Source organism: Streptomyces sp. NPDC057302 (assembly GCF_042667685.1).
GTDB lineage: Bacteria > Actinomycetota > Actinomycetes > Streptomycetales > Streptomycetaceae > Streptomyces.
This window is the reverse complement of record NZ_JBHUZJ010000049.1, coordinates 1-15,817: the sequence shown is the minus strand read 5'-3', so window position 1 is coordinate 15,817 and position 15,817 is coordinate 1. Positions and strand designations below refer to the sequence as shown.

At 70.9% G+C, this 15,817-nt stretch carries 15 protein-coding genes; 9 read left to right on the top strand and 6 right to left on the bottom strand.

Going from position 1 to position 15,817, the window contains the following annotated elements; genetic code table 11:
* Positions 1-231 precede the first annotated feature (231 nt).
* Both ACFUPX_RS28685 and ACFUPX_RS28680 read left to right on the top strand, forming a co-directional pair.
* Entirely contained in the window at positions 232-2,427 is a 2,196-nt protein-coding gene (locus ACFUPX_RS28685) for a DEAD/DEAH box helicase (protein WP_383328779.1), read from the top strand.
* A 540-nt stretch (positions 2,428-2,967) separates the two neighbouring features.
* Positions 2,968-3,825 carry an alpha/beta fold hydrolase gene (locus ACFUPX_RS28680; protein WP_383328776.1) on the top strand — a complete coding sequence of 286 codons (858 nt, stop codon included), beginning with the start codon at positions 2,968-2,970 and terminating at the stop codon, positions 3,823-3,825.
* 3 nt (positions 3,826-3,828) lie between these two features.
* Here ACFUPX_RS28680 and ACFUPX_RS28675 read toward each other — a convergent pair whose 3' ends face one another.
* On the bottom strand, positions 3,829-4,737 hold the full coding sequence (locus ACFUPX_RS28675; RefSeq protein ID WP_383328773.1) for an NYN domain-containing protein: 909 nt from the start codon (positions 4,735-4,737) through the stop codon (positions 3,829-3,831).
* Between the two features lie 211 nt (positions 4,738-4,948).
* On the opposite strand from ACFUPX_RS28675, the gene ACFUPX_RS28670 reads away from it, so the two are divergent.
* On the top strand, positions 4,949-5,101 hold the full coding sequence (locus tag ACFUPX_RS28670; RefSeq protein ID WP_363308038.1) for a hypothetical protein: 153 nt from the start codon (positions 4,949-4,951) through the stop codon (positions 5,099-5,101).
* A gap of 102 nt (positions 5,102-5,203) precedes the next feature.
* Here the strand turns inward: ACFUPX_RS28670 and ACFUPX_RS28665 are convergent, their stop codons facing one another.
* From ACFUPX_RS28665 to ACFUPX_RS28655, 3 genes are all read right to left on the bottom strand, one after another.
* The gene (locus ACFUPX_RS28665; RefSeq protein ID WP_383328770.1) at positions 5,204-5,809 is read right to left on the bottom strand and encodes a MarC family protein; all 606 of its coding nucleotides are present in this window, start codon (positions 5,807-5,809) and stop codon (positions 5,204-5,206) included.
* 73 nt (positions 5,810-5,882) lie between these two features.
* Positions 5,883-6,758, bottom strand: coding sequence for a PHP domain-containing protein (locus tag ACFUPX_RS28660; RefSeq protein WP_383328767.1), 876 nt, complete (start codon positions 6,756-6,758; stop codon positions 5,883-5,885).
* 145 nt (positions 6,759-6,903) lie between these two features.
* Positions 6,904-7,545, bottom strand: coding sequence for a DUF6758 family protein (locus ACFUPX_RS28655; RefSeq protein WP_383328764.1), 642 nt, complete (start codon positions 7,543-7,545; stop codon positions 6,904-6,906).
* A gap of 160 nt (positions 7,546-7,705) precedes the next feature.
* Between ACFUPX_RS28655 and ACFUPX_RS28650 the strand changes: the two genes are divergently transcribed.
* Positions 7,706-8,959, top strand: a complete 1,254-nt coding sequence (locus ACFUPX_RS28650; RefSeq protein ID WP_383328761.1) for an MFS transporter — start codon at positions 7,706-7,708, stop codon at positions 8,957-8,959.
* Positions 8,960-8,977: 18 nt separating this feature from the next.
* Here the strand turns inward: ACFUPX_RS28650 and ACFUPX_RS28645 are convergent, their stop codons facing one another.
* Positions 8,978-9,562: a suppressor of fused domain protein gene (locus tag ACFUPX_RS28645; protein WP_383328758.1), complete on the bottom strand. Its 585-nt coding sequence runs from the start codon at positions 9,560-9,562 to the stop codon at positions 8,978-8,980.
* Positions 9,563-10,031: 469 nt separating this feature from the next.
* Between ACFUPX_RS28645 and ACFUPX_RS28640 the strand changes: the two genes are divergently transcribed.
* Both ACFUPX_RS28640 and ACFUPX_RS28635 read left to right on the top strand, forming a co-directional pair.
* Positions 10,032-11,153 carry a magnesium and cobalt transport protein CorA gene (locus ACFUPX_RS28640; RefSeq protein WP_383328755.1) on the top strand — a complete coding sequence of 374 codons (1,122 nt, stop codon included), beginning with the start codon at positions 10,032-10,034 and terminating at the stop codon, positions 11,151-11,153.
* Positions 11,154-11,176: 23 nt separating this feature from the next.
* Positions 11,177-11,689 (top strand): hypothetical protein, encoded by a 513-nt coding sequence (locus ACFUPX_RS28635; protein ID WP_383328752.1) that lies wholly within the window; start codon positions 11,177-11,179, stop codon positions 11,687-11,689.
* A 50-nt stretch (positions 11,690-11,739) separates the two neighbouring features.
* On the opposite strand, the gene ACFUPX_RS28630 is transcribed toward ACFUPX_RS28635, so the two are convergent.
* Positions 11,740-12,513, bottom strand: a complete 774-nt coding sequence (locus ACFUPX_RS28630) for a hypothetical protein (RefSeq protein WP_383328750.1) — start codon at positions 12,511-12,513, stop codon at positions 11,740-11,742.
* A 194-nt stretch (positions 12,514-12,707) separates the two neighbouring features.
* On the opposite strand from ACFUPX_RS28630, the gene ACFUPX_RS28625 reads away from it, so the two are divergent.
* The 3 genes from ACFUPX_RS28625 to ACFUPX_RS28615 are packed head-to-tail and all read left to right on the top strand — an operon-like array spanning position 12,708 to position 15,737.
* Positions 12,708-13,985, top strand: a complete 1,278-nt coding sequence (locus ACFUPX_RS28625) for a magnesium transporter MgtE N-terminal domain-containing protein (protein WP_383328747.1) — start codon at positions 12,708-12,710, stop codon at positions 13,983-13,985.
* The gene (locus ACFUPX_RS28620; protein WP_383328744.1) at positions 13,972-14,559 is read left to right on the top strand and encodes a DUF1003 domain-containing protein; all 588 of its coding nucleotides are present in this window, start codon (positions 13,972-13,974) and stop codon (positions 14,557-14,559) included. The genes ACFUPX_RS28625 and ACFUPX_RS28620 overlap by 14 nt, the downstream gene beginning before the upstream one ends.
* 44 nt (positions 14,560-14,603) lie before the next feature.
* The gene (locus tag ACFUPX_RS28615) at positions 14,604-15,737 is read left to right on the top strand and encodes an Mrp/NBP35 family ATP-binding protein (RefSeq protein ID WP_383328741.1); all 1,134 of its coding nucleotides are present in this window, start codon (positions 14,604-14,606) and stop codon (positions 15,735-15,737) included.
* The last annotated feature ends 80 nt before the right edge of the window (positions 15,738-15,817 follow it).

The following is a 15,817-nucleotide window of genomic DNA, read 5'->3' as shown; positions in this document are numbered from 1 at the left end:
GAACCTCAGCGGTACGAGCGCTCGAGCGCAGGCAGTGGTCCCGCGCCCCCGGCCCCGCCCCCCAAGCAGCCGGCGGTAGTGGCACGGTCACGACCCCCAGCGTTCGCCTCGGACTGCGTCCACAGAAGAGGCAATGCCCTGACTACGACTTTCCGCGATCTCGGAATTCTCCCCGAGACGGCCGAGGCCCTTGAGGCCGTCGGCATCATCAGCCCTTTCCCCATCCAAGAGATGACGCTGCCCGTAGCGCTCTCCGGCTCCGACGTCATCGGCCAGGCCAAGACCGGCACCGGCAAGACGCTCGGCTTCGGACTCCCGCTCCTGGAGCGCGTCACCGTCCCCGCGGACGTCGAGGCGGGCCGGGCCAAGCCCGAGCAGCTGACCGACGCCCCGCAGGCGCTCATCGTCGTGCCCACGCGCGAGCTGTGCCAGCAGGTCACGAACGACCTCCTGACCGCCGGCAAGGCGCGTAACGTCCGCGTCCTCGCCATATACGGCGGCCGTGCCTACGAGCCGCAGGTCGAGGCCCTCAAGAAGGGCATCGACATCGTCGTCGGCACGCCGGGTCGGCTGCTCGACCTCGCGGGCCAGAAGAAGCTCAACCTCAAGCACATCAAGTGCCTGGTCCTCGACGAGGCCGACGAGATGCTCGACCTGGGCTTCCTGCCCGACGTCGAGCGGATCATCAACATGCTGCCGCCGAAGCGCCAGACGATGCTGTTCTCGGCGACCATGCCGGGCGCGGTCATCGGCCTGGCCCGTCGCTACATGTCGCAGCCCACGCACATCCGCGCCACCTCGCCGGACGACGAGGGCCAGACCGTCGCGAACACCAAGCAGCACGTGTACCGCGCGCACAACATGGACAAGCCCGAGATGGTCTCGCGCATCCTCCAGGCCGACGGCCGCGGACTCGCGATGATCTTCTGCCGTACGAAGCGGACCGCGGCGGACATCGCCGAGCAGCTCGAGAAGCGCGGGTTCGCCTCGGGCGCCGTGCACGGTGACCTCGGCCAGGGCGCCCGCGAGCAGGCGCTGCGCGCTTTCCGCAACGGCAAGGTGGACGTGCTCGTCTGCACGGACGTCGCCGCGCGCGGCATCGACGTGGGTGGCGTCACGCACGTCATCAACTACCAGTCCCCCGAGGACGAGAAGACCTACCTGCACCGCATCGGCCGCACCGGCCGCGCGGGTGCCAAGGGCATCGCGATCACGCTGGTCGACTGGGACGACATCCCGCGCTGGCAGCTGATCAACAAGGCGCTGAACCTCGGCCTGAGCGACCCGGTCGAGACGTACTCGAGCTCTCCTCACCTGTACGAGGAGCTGAACATCCCGGCGGGCACCAAGGGTGTGCTGCCGCGCACCGAGCGGACCCGTGCCGGGCTCCGCGCGGAGCAGGTCGAGGACCTCGGCGAGACGGGCGGCAAGGGTGGCTCGCGCGGGCGCGGTGGCCGTGACGCCGGTCGCGACGCCGGTCGTGACCGTGACCGCGGGCGCGCTCCTGAGCCGGAGCGCGAGCCGCGTGAGGCGCGTACGCCGCGTCGCCGCCGCCGCACCCGTTCGGGTACGCCGCTGGAGACTCCGGCCCCCGCAGTGGCGGTTGCCGAGGCAGCGCCTGCGGCTGCGGCTGCGTCCGTGTCCGCTCCCGAGGCCGAGCTGACGGAGCCGCGTACGCCGCGTCGCCGTCGCCGGACGCGGAGCGCTCCGGAGGCAGCGGAGGCCCTGGTCGAGACCGTTGAGACGGTCGAGACGGTCGAGGCCGTGGAGGTACCGGAGCCCGAGGCCCCGGCCGCCACGAAGCCGCGCCGCCGCACCCGCAAGGCCGCGGAGCCCGTGGCCGAGGCCGTGGAGGTGGCGACGGAAGCCGCCGCCCCCGAGGCTCCGGCTGCCACGAAGCCGCGCCGCCGGACCCGTAAGGCCGCGGAGGCTGTGGTCGACACGGTCGAGGCCGTGGAGGTGCCGGAGCCCGAGGCTCCGGCTGCCACCAAGCCGCGCCGCCGCACCCGCAAGGCCGCGGAGCCCGCGGTCGAGGTCGCGGCAGAGGCCGCCGAGACCACCCCTGCGACCAAGCCGCGTCGCACGCGCAAGGCCGCGGAGCCCGTGGCCGAGGTCGCGGCGGAAGCCGCCGAGCCGGAGGCCGCGGTGGCCACCAAGCCGCGCCGCCGTACGCGCAAGACAGCGGAGCCCGTGGTCGAGGCAGCGGCAGAGGCCCCCGCGGCCACGAAGCCGCGCCGCACCCGTAAGGCTGCGGAGCCCGTGGTCGAGGCCGAGATTCCCGCTCAGCCGACGGAGGAGACCAAGCCGCGTCGCCGTACGCGCAAGGTCGCCGAGGCCCCGGTCGTCGCCGAGGAGTCCGCCGTCGCCAAGCCGCGCCGCCGGACCCGCAAGGCGGTGGCTGCGCCGGCCGAAACGCCGGAGAGCTGACGCTCCCCCGGGTTTGACGCCCGAAGGCCCGGCCCCCTACGGGGTGCCGGGCCTTCGCCGTTCCACCACCACAACTCCCCCTGCCTGAACCCCACTTACTGCCCCGCTCGCCCTCCCCGAGCCTCCAAGACCGGCGCTCCGCGCCGGATCCTCCCCACCCACCCACCCGACCACCCGGCAGCGACACCCGAGCCCACCCCACGCAGCTGCGGGGCAAACGGGCGGGCGGGCAAGCTCCGCGCGAAGCGCGAGAAACCCGCCCGCAGGGCACACGGACCCCCACCCCCTACAACTACGGGGCAAACGGGCGGGCGGGCGGGAAAAATCCGCGCGAAGCGCGAAAAGGCACGCCCCGCAGAGGACCACCCACCGCCACACCCCCCACCCACTACGGGGCAAACGGGCGGGTGGGGGGGGCAAGCTCCGCGCGAAGCGCGAAAAGGCCCCCCGCGGGCAGCGCGAGAAGCCCGCCCGCAGGACACAAGCACCAGCCCCCCTACCCCCCACCCCAAGGCCGCCCCCGGCGACTAGCCTCGAGCCATGAGCAGGCCCCCGACCTTCACCCCGCCCCCCGGCGTCCACGCCGGCCCCCTCCGGACCGCCCGGGGCGACTTCGCCGCCCTCGACGCCCGCCCCCCGGCCGGCCAGGCCAAGGGGACGGTCCTCCTGCTCCCCGGATTCACCGGGAGCAAGGAGGACTTCATCACCCTGCTGCGCCCCATCGCGGAGGCCGGCTACCGCGCCGTCTCCGTCGACGGCCGCGGACAGTACGAGAGCGAAGGCCCGGCGAAGGACGAAGCCCCGTACGCCCAGGACGAGTTGGCCAGGGACGTCCTCGCGCAGAGCGAGGCCGTCGGCGGCACGCCCCACCTCCTCGGCCACTCCCTCGGCGGCCACATCGCCCGCGCCGCGGCCCTCCGCGCCCCCGCGGAGACCTTCGCCTCGCTCACCCTCATGTCCTCGGGCCCCGCCGCCATCTCGCCCTCGCAGCAGGACCGCGCCAAGATGCTGACCGACGCGCTCGCCGTACTCTCCATGGCCGAGGCCTGGGCCGCCATGCAGGCCCTCGATCCGCCCGAGGACACCGACCTCGACGGAGACGCCCTGCGCGAGCGCTGGCTGCGCCACAGCCCCGCCCAGCTCATCGCCACCGGCAAGCAGCTCTGCGCCGAGCCCGACCGCGTCGCGGAACTCGCCGCCCTGCCCCTGCACAAGCACGTCATCTCCGGCGAGCGGGACGACACCTGGCCCATCGCCTGGATCGACGACATGGCGGCCCGGCTGCACGCCCACCGCACGGTCATCACCGGCGCCGAGCACTCCCCCAACACCGACCGCCCCACGGAGACGGCCGCCGCCCTCATCGACTTCTGGGACCGCGGCCCCGCCCGCCCGTAGCCGCTAGTACCGCGTCTGCAAGTTCTCCCAGAAGCCGTCCCGCAGTGCCCGCCGCAGGTCGGACTGTCCCCGCAGCGAGTACGCGAGCAGCTTCTCGGCCTCCACCAAGAGCTCCTGGTCCACCGACCCCGGCAGGTAGGGATGCCCCGGCAGCAGGTCCACCAGCGCGGCCCGCCCCCGCTCGGCCAGCCACTTCGAGGCGATCTGCGCGCCCACGAAACGCACGTCCTCGCGGGAGGGCCGGGGCGTGCCCGCGGCCTCGTACGTCGCCGTGGCCGCGCGCCGGGACACGTACGGCTTGAAGAAGTCGAGGTCGAACGTGCGCTGACTGTCGACCTCCCACAGCAGCGGCTCCGCCTGGTTGCGGCCCTCGGTCGCCTCGATGCCCCACAGATGCACCCGCGCGCCGTACCCCTGCGCCGCCTCCACCGCCGAGACCAGGTCCTCGTCGCCCCCGATCAGGGCCGCGTCGCTGATCGCGCGGTGCCGGGCCAGTGACTCCAGATCCGTCCGGATGAGGGAATCGACGCCCTTCTGTTGATTGTTCGCGTTGAGGTTGCCGAGCCGGACCTTGACGTCCGGCAGCTCCGCGATCGACTGCTGCTCCACCGTGTGGATGCGGCGCCGCGCACCGTCGTACCAGTAGACGCGCAGCAGCCGGCTGTCCGCGAAGATCGTGCGCGCCTTGTCGATGAGCGCCTCGATCAGCCCCTCCGCGTCCAGGTCGAAGGCCCGCCGGTCCTCCGTGCCGACCGCGAGGCGTCCCGCGGCGGCGTACACGTATCCGGCGTCGACGAAGATCGCGTGTGTGGACGGTGTCTTCGCCACCTCGGCGAGCACGCGCTCGAGGAGCCCGTTGGCGCGCTCCAACTGGACGCTGACGTGGGCGCTGATGTCGATCTCGTCGTTCATTGGAGTCCATTGTCCCCGGTGGTCACGCAGCGAACACAACCGGTCTCGCTACTCGTGAGTAATTAGTCTGTCGAAAAATTTCCTTAGCGTAGGGAATGTTTGCTGGGGGCAACTCGTTGTACCCGTATGGAACGCCGGACACAGCTGTCCCGGCGGCCACAACTCCAGTAGTTCTCCTTCAGGAGGATGACCAGACGAAGGGAGAAGCCATATGCGCTTCGAAATCATGCGACTCGACGACGTCGACGGCTCCGCCGTGGACCGGACCGTCGTAGACGCCGCCTCCGTCAATCGGATCGTGCAGCAGGCCGCAGCGATCGGCCAGCGCATCTATATCCGACCGGCCGAATCCCCGGCCTCGTAACGCACAGGTTGAGATTGAGGTTGAAGGGCCCCCGTACACCTTTGGTACGGGGGCCCTTGGCATACCCGGCCAGCCGGCGGCCCGCAGGTGCCCGGCGGCGCCTCAGCCGCCGTTGATCACCTGCGTCACGCCGTTGATGATCTGCTGCACCGCGATCGCGGAGAGCATCATGCCCGCGAGCCGCGTCACCAGGACGACGCCGCCGTCCTTGATGACCCGGATGATCAGCAGCGAGTAGCGCATCACCAGCCACAGCACGACGTGCATCGCCACGATCGCCGCCCACACGGAGACCTGCGTGCCGACGCTGTCGGCGTCCTGCACGGCCAGGATCACGGAGACGATCGCGCCGGGCCCCGCGAGCAGCGGCATGCCGAGCGGCACCAGGGCGACGTTGACGTCCTTGGTCTGCGTCGGCTCGTCCGACTTGCCGGTGAGCAGGTCGAGCGCGATGAGCAGGAGCAGCAGACCGCCCGCGATCATCAGCGCGGGGACGGAGACATGCAGGTAGTCGAGGATCTGGTGGCCCAGGAGCCCGAAGACCGCGATCACGCCGAAGGCGACGCACACGGCCTGGAAGGCCATCTTCTTCTGCACCTTGGCGGGACGGCCGGAGGTGAGTCCGAGGAAGATCGGGGTGATCCCAGGGGGATCCATGATGACAAAAAGGGTGAGAAAGAGGGATCCGAAGACGGCGGCGTCGAACACAGTGATGGCCTTGCAGTGAGTCGTACGAGAATGCCGCGCGAGGGCGGCGGAAAAGGTGTGGGGGAAGCCCGCGTTACGCGGCGGGGCGTCCGCCCGCGCCCGGCACCGGGAACGCCCCGGTCGCCCGGCGGGTGATCTCGCCGTAGATCTCGGGGTCGGTGGTGAACTCCCCGAGCACACAGGTCTTGCGGCTGCCGTGGTAGTCGCTCGACCCCGTGGCCAGGAGGCCGAGGTCCGCCGCCAGGCCGTGCAGCCGGGTGCGGGTGGCCGGGTCGTGGTCCATGTGGTCGGCCTCGACGCCGTCGAGTCCGGCCGCGGCCAGCTCCGCCATGGCCGCCTCCGGCACGACCTGCCCGCGCTTGACGGCGGCTGGGTGCGCGAAGACCGTGACGCCACCCGCGGCCTTGACCAGGCGGATCGCGTCGAAGGGGTCCAGTTCGTGCTTCTCGGCGTACGCGCGTCCGCCGTCGGCGAGCCAGTCGTCGGTGAAGGCGTCCGAGACTGTGGGCACGACGCCCAGCTCGACCAAGGCCTCGGCGATGTGCGGGCGGCCGACCGAGCCGTCGCCCGCGATGCGCGCGACCTGCTCCCAGCTGACCGGCACGCCGAGTTCCTGCAGCTTGCCGACCATCGCCTTCGCGCGGGGCACCCGGTCGTCGCGCACGAGCTCGCGCTCGCGGGCCAGCTCCGGCTCGTCCGGGTCGAAGAGGTAGGCCAGCATGTGCAGGCCCACGCCGTCGAGGCGGCAGGAGAGTTCGGCGCCGGTGACGAGGGTGAGGTCCCGGTCGAGTGCCCCCAGGGCGGCGACGGCTTCCGCGTACCCGCGGGTGGTGTCGTGGTCCGTGAGCGCGACGACGTCGAGCCCCGCCGCGGCGGCGTTGCGCACCAGCTGCGCCGGGGTGTCCGTGCCGTCGGAAGCGGTGGAGTGGGTGTGCAGGTCGATGCGCACGACGTGTACTCCAGGCTCTGCGGCGGGCGGACGAGGGGACGCTCAAGGATAACGGGACTGGGCCGTTCCACCCGCCGCCGCGAAGGAGACTCCCCTCACGGCGTCAGCGCTCCACCGGCCTCCGAACAGCGAGCGCCGAGCGCCGTCACGGCATCAGGATCCGCGGCGACAGCGCCCCGCACGGCAGCAGGTCCACCTCGGCCCCCGCGTCCCGCAGATCGGTGAGCACCAGCTCGTCGTACATCAGGAGCCCCGACTGCTCCGGCCACGCGACCGCCCACAGCCACAGGCCGCGCGCCTCGCCCGCGAAGACCGCGCGGTCGTCCGGCGTGCCCGCCACGTGCCACATCGGGGTCGGCCGCCCGGCCGCGAGAAGCTTGGCCTGCGGCGGCTTCTCGACGTTCAGGTACGGGCCCGGGTCCGGGCCGTCGATGCCCGCGTACCGCGCGCCGAGGCCGACGCCGAGCTCCTCGGCGATGAGGACCAGCTCGCCCATGCCGCCGAGCGGCGCGGGCCCGGAGCAGGCCACCGCGGTCGCCCGGCCGCCGCTGCGGTCGTCACCCGCGCAGGCCACGCCCGTGAACAGCCAGCCGACCGGCAGCGGCCACGGCATCCACACCGGCACCTGCGCGCGATGCACCACGACCTGGAGGGCCTCGACGCTGGGCGGGATCACAGGTTGCAGCGGATGCACCGTGCCGTGCACATCGCACTGCCAGGAGTCGGAAAAGAGACCGGGAGCCCTGACCCGGCCACCACACTTCGGGCAACTGGGTTCGCCCCTCATAGCGCCCAACGGTCCTCCCCGGTCGTCACTCCGTCAAGGACGATCACCCGTCCGGTGGCGCCGTCACCAGGCAAAACTAGATGTAGCTTGCATCTTTTAGGCTGGCTAACTAATATGTGTATACGTCAACGATCTCGACGGAAGCCGTGGAGGAGCAGGCATGAACAGCAGCACAGGAGGCCCCGCCGAAGGGGATCCGTTCGACGAGGGGGCGACCAGTCTCCTGCGGCAACCGAAGGCCGTCTGGGCGACCGCGGGCGCGTCCGTCGTCGCCTTCATGGGCATCGGGCTCGTCGACCCGATCCTCCCCTCCATCGCCAAGGGCCTCGACGCCTCCGCCAGCCAGGTCTCCCTGCTCTTCACCTCGTACTTCCTGATCACCGCCGTGGCGATGCTGGTGACCGGATTCGTCTCCAGCCGGATCGGCGGCAAGAAGACCCTGCTCCTGGGCCTCGCGCTCGTCGTGGTCTTCGCGGGCCTCGCCGGGACATCGGGTTCGGTCGGCGAGCTCGTCGGATTCCGCGCGGGATGGGGACTCGGCAACGCGCTGTTCGTGTCAACCGCGCTCGCGGTCATCGTCGGCGCGGCGGCCGGCGGCAGCGCCGCGGCGATCCTGCTGTACGAGTCGGCGCTCGGCCTCGGCATGGCGTGCGGGCCGCTGCTCGGCGCGGTGCTCGGCAACGCGAGCTGGCGCTACCCCTTCTTCGGCACCGCCGCGCTGATGGCGGTCGGCTTCCTCTGCATCACGGCGTTCCTGAAGGAGCAGCCCAGGCCCGCGGAGAAGACCTCGCTGCTCGCCCCGATCAAGGCGCTGGGCCACGGCGGGCTCGCGTCCGCCGCCGCCTCCGCGTTCTTCTACAACTACACGTTCTTCACGGTCCTGGCCTTCACGCCGTTCGTGCTGAACATGACCCCGTACAAGTCGGGTGCGATCTTCTTCGCCTGGGGGCTGCTGCTCGCGGTCTTCTCGGTACTGGTGGCCCCGCGGCTGCAGGCGCGGTTCCGCTCGCTGAAGGTGCTCGGCGGTTCGCTGGTGCTGCTCGCGGCGGACGTGCTGGTACTGGGGTACGGCAACCACGCCACGGCCATCGTCTGCACGATCCTGTCCGGCGCCTTCATCGGCGTGAACAACACCGTCTACACCGAGCTCGCGCTCGGCGTCTCGGACGCGCCGCGGCCGGTGGCAAGCGCCGGTTACAACTTCGTCCGGTGGTTCGCCGCTGCCGCCGCCCCGTTCTTCGCGCCGAAGATCGAGGAGTGGAGCGACATCCACGTCCCGTTCGTGGTCGCGGCCGTCACGGCGGCGCTCGGCGCGGTCGTGGTCTGGGTCCGCAAGGACTCCCTGACCCACGAAGCCGAGGAGCTCGAACCGAAGCACGCCACACAGGACGGCGTCACCGTCTTCGCCAACTAGCTTTCTCCGTACGGGATTTCAGTCCAGGGACACGGACTTGCGCAGCGGATCGCGCAGGTCCGTCCCGCTGTTCAGCCAGCGCTCCTGGAGGGCCTGCGCGCCGTGCACCCGCTTCCACGCCGCCTCGTTCGGCGTCATGGGCAGCAGCGGCAGGAACCGTACGGGCTCCATCGGCTCGTCGAGCTCCAGGTCCTCCACCAGGCCTCCCGGCTCGGCGACCAGGACCGACGTGAACTGTGCGCCGGGCCACAGCGGTTCACCCACGTCGAGCGAGGCGCCGGGGGCCACGATCAGGCCCTCGACCTGCGGCGAGGCCGCCAGTACGGCGAGGGGGCGCAGCACCTTGTCCGTGTCGGCGACGCCGCCCCGCACCGAGAGGACCAGCTCCGCGCGCGGGCCCTTGATCGGGTCGGCGAGCGGGGCGGTCGGATCGGCCATCGGCTGGGACGACATACCGAGAGTGGCGTACCTGACCACGTCCCCGTCCGTGAAGCGCAGCACTTCGACGCGGTCGGTGCCGAGGAAGGTCACCGCGGCGCGGGCGTCCGGTTCACCGAGGCCAGTGCGGAGACGGGCTTCGACCAGAGCAAGAACATCAGCCATGACGCCGAGCATAGAACTCGTCAGAGGTGGGTAAAGGCGGGGCTTGACACTTCAGTCGGCTGATAGTGTTGGCCGCTGGTTCCGGGCAGCACGCAGAGCGCGCTTTCAAGCCCGGGCAGATGACTTCGCGCGCTACGCGCTTGGGACTCCCCTACGGGGGACCGGCCGGAGGAGGTGGGGCTGCCATGGATCGAAGTCGACCGTGCAGTACCACCCGTTCTTCCGTCTGACACCTCACGCAGCTCTGTAGCTGCCACTGCGCGCCTGTACTCCCCGTGCTCGCGTGCGACGGAAGAGCACTTCGTTTCCACCTGATCTCTCTGAGTTATCTGATCTGAGTCAGTAGCGAAGCTGCCACCGCGATGGTGCGGTGCTCCCCGCTTTGTGGACGTGCCAAACCTCCTCAGCGACGTCCTCATTCCGGGTAGTTCCACCCGCCGCCGGCGGCCTCCGTCAAAGGAGCCTGCCCATGTCGATGATCCGTGACCTTCGCGCCGCCGTCCGCCCCTCGCTCCGCAAGGACGGCAGCGCCTACAGCTCGTACGACGCCACCCGCGACCCCACCGCCGCGTCCGCCGTCGTCGACTGTGCCGTCTACCGCGACGGACGCCGCGCGGCCTGCGACGACACGCTCACGCCGCACGAGGCGATGCTCCAGGTGCGGCGCGACGGAGGCTTCGCCTGGATCGGCCTGCACGAGCCGACCGAGGCCGAATTCGCCGGTATCGCGGCCGAGTTCGGGCTTCACCCCCTGGCCGTCGAGGACGCGGTGCACGCCCACCAGCGGCCCAAGCTGGAGCGCTACGACGACACGCTCTTCACCGTCTTCAAGACCATCCACTACGTCGAGCACGCCGAACTCACCGCGACCAGCGAGATCGTGGAGACCGGCGAGGTGATGTGCTTCACCGGGCGGGACTTCTTCATCACCGTGCGGCACGGCGGCCACGGCTCGCTGCGCGCCCTGCGGCGCCGGCTCCAGGAGGAGCCCGAGCTGCTCGCCAAAGGGCCGTCCGCGGTCCTGCACACTATCGCCGACCACGTCGTGGACGGCTACCTCGCGGTCGCCGACGCCATGCAGGACGACATCGACGAGGTGGAGACCGAGGTGTTCTCCGCGCCGAGCAAGGGCAAGGGCTCCGCGCGCGGTGTCGACGCCGGGCGGATCTACCAGCTCAAGCGGGAGGTCCTGGAGTTCAAGCGGGCCGTGTCGCCGCTGCTCCGGCCCATGCTGCTCCTGAGCGAGCGGCCGATGCGTCTTGTCGACCCGGACATCCAGAAGTACTTCCGTGACGTCGCCGACCACCTGGCCCGCGTCCAGGAGCAGGTCGTCGGCTTCGACGAACTCCTCAACTCGATCCTCCAGGCCAACCTCGCGCAGGCCGCGGTCGCGCAGAACGAGGACATGCGCAAGATCACCTCCTGGGCTGCGATCATCGCCGTGCCCACGGCGGTCTGCGGGGTCTACGGCATGAACTTCGACCACATGCCCGAGCTGCACTGGCGCTTCGGCTACCCGATGGTCCTCGGCCTCATCGCCGGCGCCTGCTACACGATCCACCGCACCCTGAAGCGCAACGGCTGGCTCTAGCCCCCACTCGGTAGGCTGCGCGCATGACAGACACGCTGCTCGCCCAGGCCCTCCTGGAGGAGGCCACCAAGAAGTCGGGCCTCATCTGGGTGCGCGGCGAAGAACCGGCCCGCGCCCTGTGGCACGTATGGCACGAAGGTGCGGCGCACCTCGTCGGCGACGGCCCCGGCGAGCAGCCGCTGCCGGGACTCGTCGACGGAGGCACCGCCGAAGTGACCGTACGCAGCAAGGACAAGGGCGGCCGTCTCCTGTCCTGGACGGCCCTGGTGACCGAGCTCGCGCCGCGCTCCGAGGCGTGGGAGGCGGCCGTCGCCGAGCTCAAGGGCAAGCGCCTGAACGCGCCCGACGGCGAGCGGATGCCGCAGCGCTGGGCGGACGAGTGCCGGGTCGTCAGGCTCACCCCGCAGGAAACGATCACCGACCTGCCGGACGGCTCCCTCGCGGCCCCGCCCCTGCCGACCGGGGCGACCACCCGGCAGCCGGTGCCCGCTGCGCTGCCCCGGCTGTTGTTCAAGCGCAAGAAGCGGCGCGGCTAGCGCGTCCGCGCGCCCCTCGGCAGTCAGGAGCGTCGGACTTCCTCGGCCCCTCAGGACTCCGGCAGCTGCTCTCCGTAGTCCACCATCTCGTCCTCGTCCGGCTCGCTGAGGGGGAAGTCCCTGCCCCAGTCGCTCAGCCGCAGCGTGCCCGCGTCGCCCGCGCGCTCCAGGCTCAGCGGGTAGGGCTTGCCCTTCAGGGAGACGTCCAGGGTGCCGCCCGCGCCCTTGTCGCCGGTGATCTCGATGCTGGGGTTGCCGGACGTCGTGCCGCGCTCGCCGGTGGCGAGGGCGCCGTGCAGGGTGAGCATGCCCTCCAGGAGGACGTCCTTGTCCGTGAAGCCGCTCAGCTGCTGGTAGGACGCGTCTTCCTGGGGGACCTTCACGTACTTGCCGTCGAGCTTGGAGGCCGCGCCCGCGTCCGCCTTGCCGGGCTTCTGGCCGCCCTTGGCGTCCTCGTGCGTCCAGAAGGCGGAGTCCGCCTTCAGGAAGAGCTGCTTGCCGACGCGCAGCAGCTGGAAGGTCTCGCCCTTCGAGGTCACGGAACCGGTGCCGCCCTCGTCCTTCAGGCGCATGTCGAGCTTGTACGTGTGGCCCTTGCTGACCAGAGTGCCCGAGAGCCGCACGGCCGGCGCCGAGTCGGCCGCCGCGCGGGTCTTGCTCTGGATCTTCGCGGCGGAGAGTTTCCCCATGCCGTTCGTGCCCGCGTCCGGATCCTCTTCGCTGCTGCACCCGGTGAGACCGGTGACTCCCACGACGAGACCCGCGCAGACCGCGCTCACCAGTGCTGTCCTGCGGGTACGGCGGGCCAGGGGAATCTCTGACACAGGGGGCGCTGCCTCTCGTGGGGACGACGGCTACGGCTACGGCAGTACGGCAGCGTACCCGTGCTGACCAGTTGGATCGGCGCCAGTCCTGCCGTACGGTCCGCCGGGGCGTATCCGACCGGGACGGGCTAGCCTGAAGCCCGCATTGATCGACAGAACAGCACAAAAAGCTATGAGCGAGGGAGGCACGTTCGATGGCGGCAAGCGCCTCCCGGGTCTTCGTCTCGCATCTGGCGGGTACGGCCGTCTTCGATCCCAACGGCGACCAGGTGGGCCGGGTGCGCGACCTGGTGGCCACGCTCCGGGTGCAGCGCAGGCCGCCCCGGCTCCTGGGCCTGGTCGTCGAGCTGTCCACGCGGCGCCGCATCTTCCTGCCCATGACCCGCGTGACCGGCATCGAGACGGGCCAGGTCATCACCACCGGCGTACTGAACGTGCGGCGCTTCGAGCAGCGGCCCACCGAGCGGCTCGTGCTCGGCGAGATGCTCGACCGGCGGGTCCATCTGGTCGATACGGGCGAGGAGGTGACCGTCCTCGACGTGGCGGTGCAGCAGCTTCCGGCCCGCCGGGACTGGGAGATCGACCGGGTCTTCGTACGCAAGGGCAAGGGCGGCACCTTCCGGCGCAAGGGCGAGACGCTGACCGTGGAGTGGTCGGCCGTCGACGGGTTCTCCCTGGAGGAGCACGGCCAGGGCGCCGAGAGCCTGCTCGCCACCTTCGAGCAGCTGCGCCCCGCCGACCTCGCCAACGTCCTGCACCACCTGTCGCCCAAACGGCGGGCGGAGGTGGCCGCGGCCCTCGACGACGACCGGCTGGCCGACGTCCTCGAAGAGCTCCCCGAGGACGACCAGATCGAGATCCTCGGCAAGCTCAAGGAGGAGCGCGCGGCCGACGTCCTGGAGGCGATGGACCCGGACGACGCCGCCGACCTGCTCGCCGAGCTGCCCGAGGACGACAAGGAGCGGCTGCTCACGCTGATGCAGCCGGACGATGCGGCCGACGTGCGGCGCCTGATGGCGTACGAGGAGCGCACCGCCGGCGGTCTGATGACGACCGAGCCGATCGTGCTGCGGCCCGACGCGACGGTCGCCGACGCCCTCGCGCGGGTGCGCCAGCAGGACCTGTCCCCCGCGCTCGCCGCGCAGGTGTACGTGTGCCGTCCGCCGGACGAGACGCCGACGGGCAAGTACCTGGGCACCGTGCACTTCCAGCGGCTGCTGCGCGATCCCCCGTACACGCTGGTCAGTTCGATCCTCGACGACGACCTGCAGACGCTGCTGCCGCAGACCGCGCTGCCCCAGGTCGCCGGGTTCTTCGCCACGTACGACATGGTGGCGGCCCCGGTCGTCGACGAGGGCGGCTCGCTGCTCGGCGCGGTCACGGTCGACGACGTGCTCGACCACATGCTGCCGGACGACTGGCGCGAGAACGAGTTCCACCAGGAAGAGGAAGCACGCCATGGCGCCGGCTGACCGCGAGCGTGACAACCGCGTCGAGCCGCGGACCGCGCCCCGCTTCCGGCTCGACCAGCCGCGGCCGCCGCGCCGCAAGCTGCTTCCGGAGTACGACCCCGAGGCGTTCGGGCGGCTCTCGGAGCGGATCGCGCGGTTCCTGGGCACGGGGCGCTTCATCGTCTGGATGACGATCACGATCATCGTCTGGGTGGGCTGGAACGTCTGGGCCCCGCAGGCGCTGCGCTTCGACCCGTTCCCGTTCCTGTTCCTGACCCTGGCGCTCTCCCTCCAGGCGTCCTACGCGGCTCCGCTGATCCTGCTCGCGCAGAACCGGCAGGACGACCGGGACCGGGTCAATCTCGAACAGGACCGCAAACAGAACGAGCGCTCCATCGCGGACACCGAGTATCTGAGCCGTGAGATCGCCTCGCTGCGCATGAACCTCGGCGAGGTGGCCACCCGCGACTGGATCCGTTCCGAACTCCAGGACCTGGTCAAGGAGCTGGCCACGGAGCTGGCGGAGCAGCGGAGGGAGACGCGCGTCGTATTCCCCGCCGAGGAGAGCGGCGGGCGTGATGTAGGCGACCGTTGACGGCTCTTTCCGGGGCAGGGTTACCGCGCCGTACTATCGGACGTATGGCTACGGAAGACGCGGTGCGTGAAGCACTGGCGACGGTGAACGACCCCGAGATCCATCGACCCATCACCGAACTGGGGATGGTCAAATCGGTAGATATCTCCCCTGATGGGGTGGTAGCGGTCACCGTGTACCTCACGGTTTCCGGGTGCCCGATGCGCGAGACCATCACGAAGAACGTGACCGACGCGGTCGCCGCCGTCGAAGGCGTCACGCACGTCGACGTCACCCTCGACGTGATGAGCGACGAGCAGCGCAAGGAGCTCGCGAGCGCCCTGCGCGGCGGCACCGCCGAGCGCGAGGTCCCCTTCGCCAAGCCCGGCTCGCTGACCCGTGTCTACGCCGTCGCGTCCGGCAAGGGCGGCGTCGGCAAGTCCTCGGTGACGGTGAACCTCGCGGCGGCGATGGCGGCGGACGGCCTGAAGGTCGGCGTCGTGGACGCGGACATCTACGGCCACTCCGTGCCCAGGATGCTGGGCGCCGACGGCAAGCCCACCCAGGTCGAAGACATGATCATGCCGCCGTCGGCGCACGGCGTGAAGGTCATCTCCATCGGCATGTTCACGCCGGGCAACGCCCCGGTCGTATGGCGCGGCCCGATGCTCCACCGCGCCCTCCAGCAGTTCCTGGCGGACGTGTTCTGGGGCGACCTGGACGTCCTGCTCCTGGACCTGCCGCCGGGCACCGGCGACATCGCGATCTCCGTCGCCCAGCTGGTCCCGAACGCCGAGATCCTCGTCGTGACGACGCCCCAGCAGGCGGCGGCCGAGGTCGCCGAGCGCGCGGGCTCCATCGCGGTGCAGACCCACCAGAAGATCGTCGGTGTCGTCGAGAACATGGCGGGGCTGCCCTGCCCGCACTGCGGCGAGATGGTCGACGTCTTCGGCACGGGCGGCGGCCAGCGGGTCGCCGAGGGCCTCACCAAGACCACCGGCACGAACGTCCCGGTCCTCGGCTCCATCCCGATCGACGTCCGCCTGCGCGAGGGCGGCGACGAGGGCAAGCCGGTCGTCCTGACGGACCCGGAGTCCCCGGCGGGCTCGGCCCTTCGCACGATCGCGGGCAAGCTCGGCGGCCGCCAGCGCGGCCTCGCGGGCATGACGCTGGGGATCACCCCGCGCAACAAGTTCTGACTCCCGGTCCGTACGCCGATGGGGGCGCCGCTCGTCATGAGCCTGTCGCCGCCCTCGCGCAGGCGGACGTCGATCGGGAT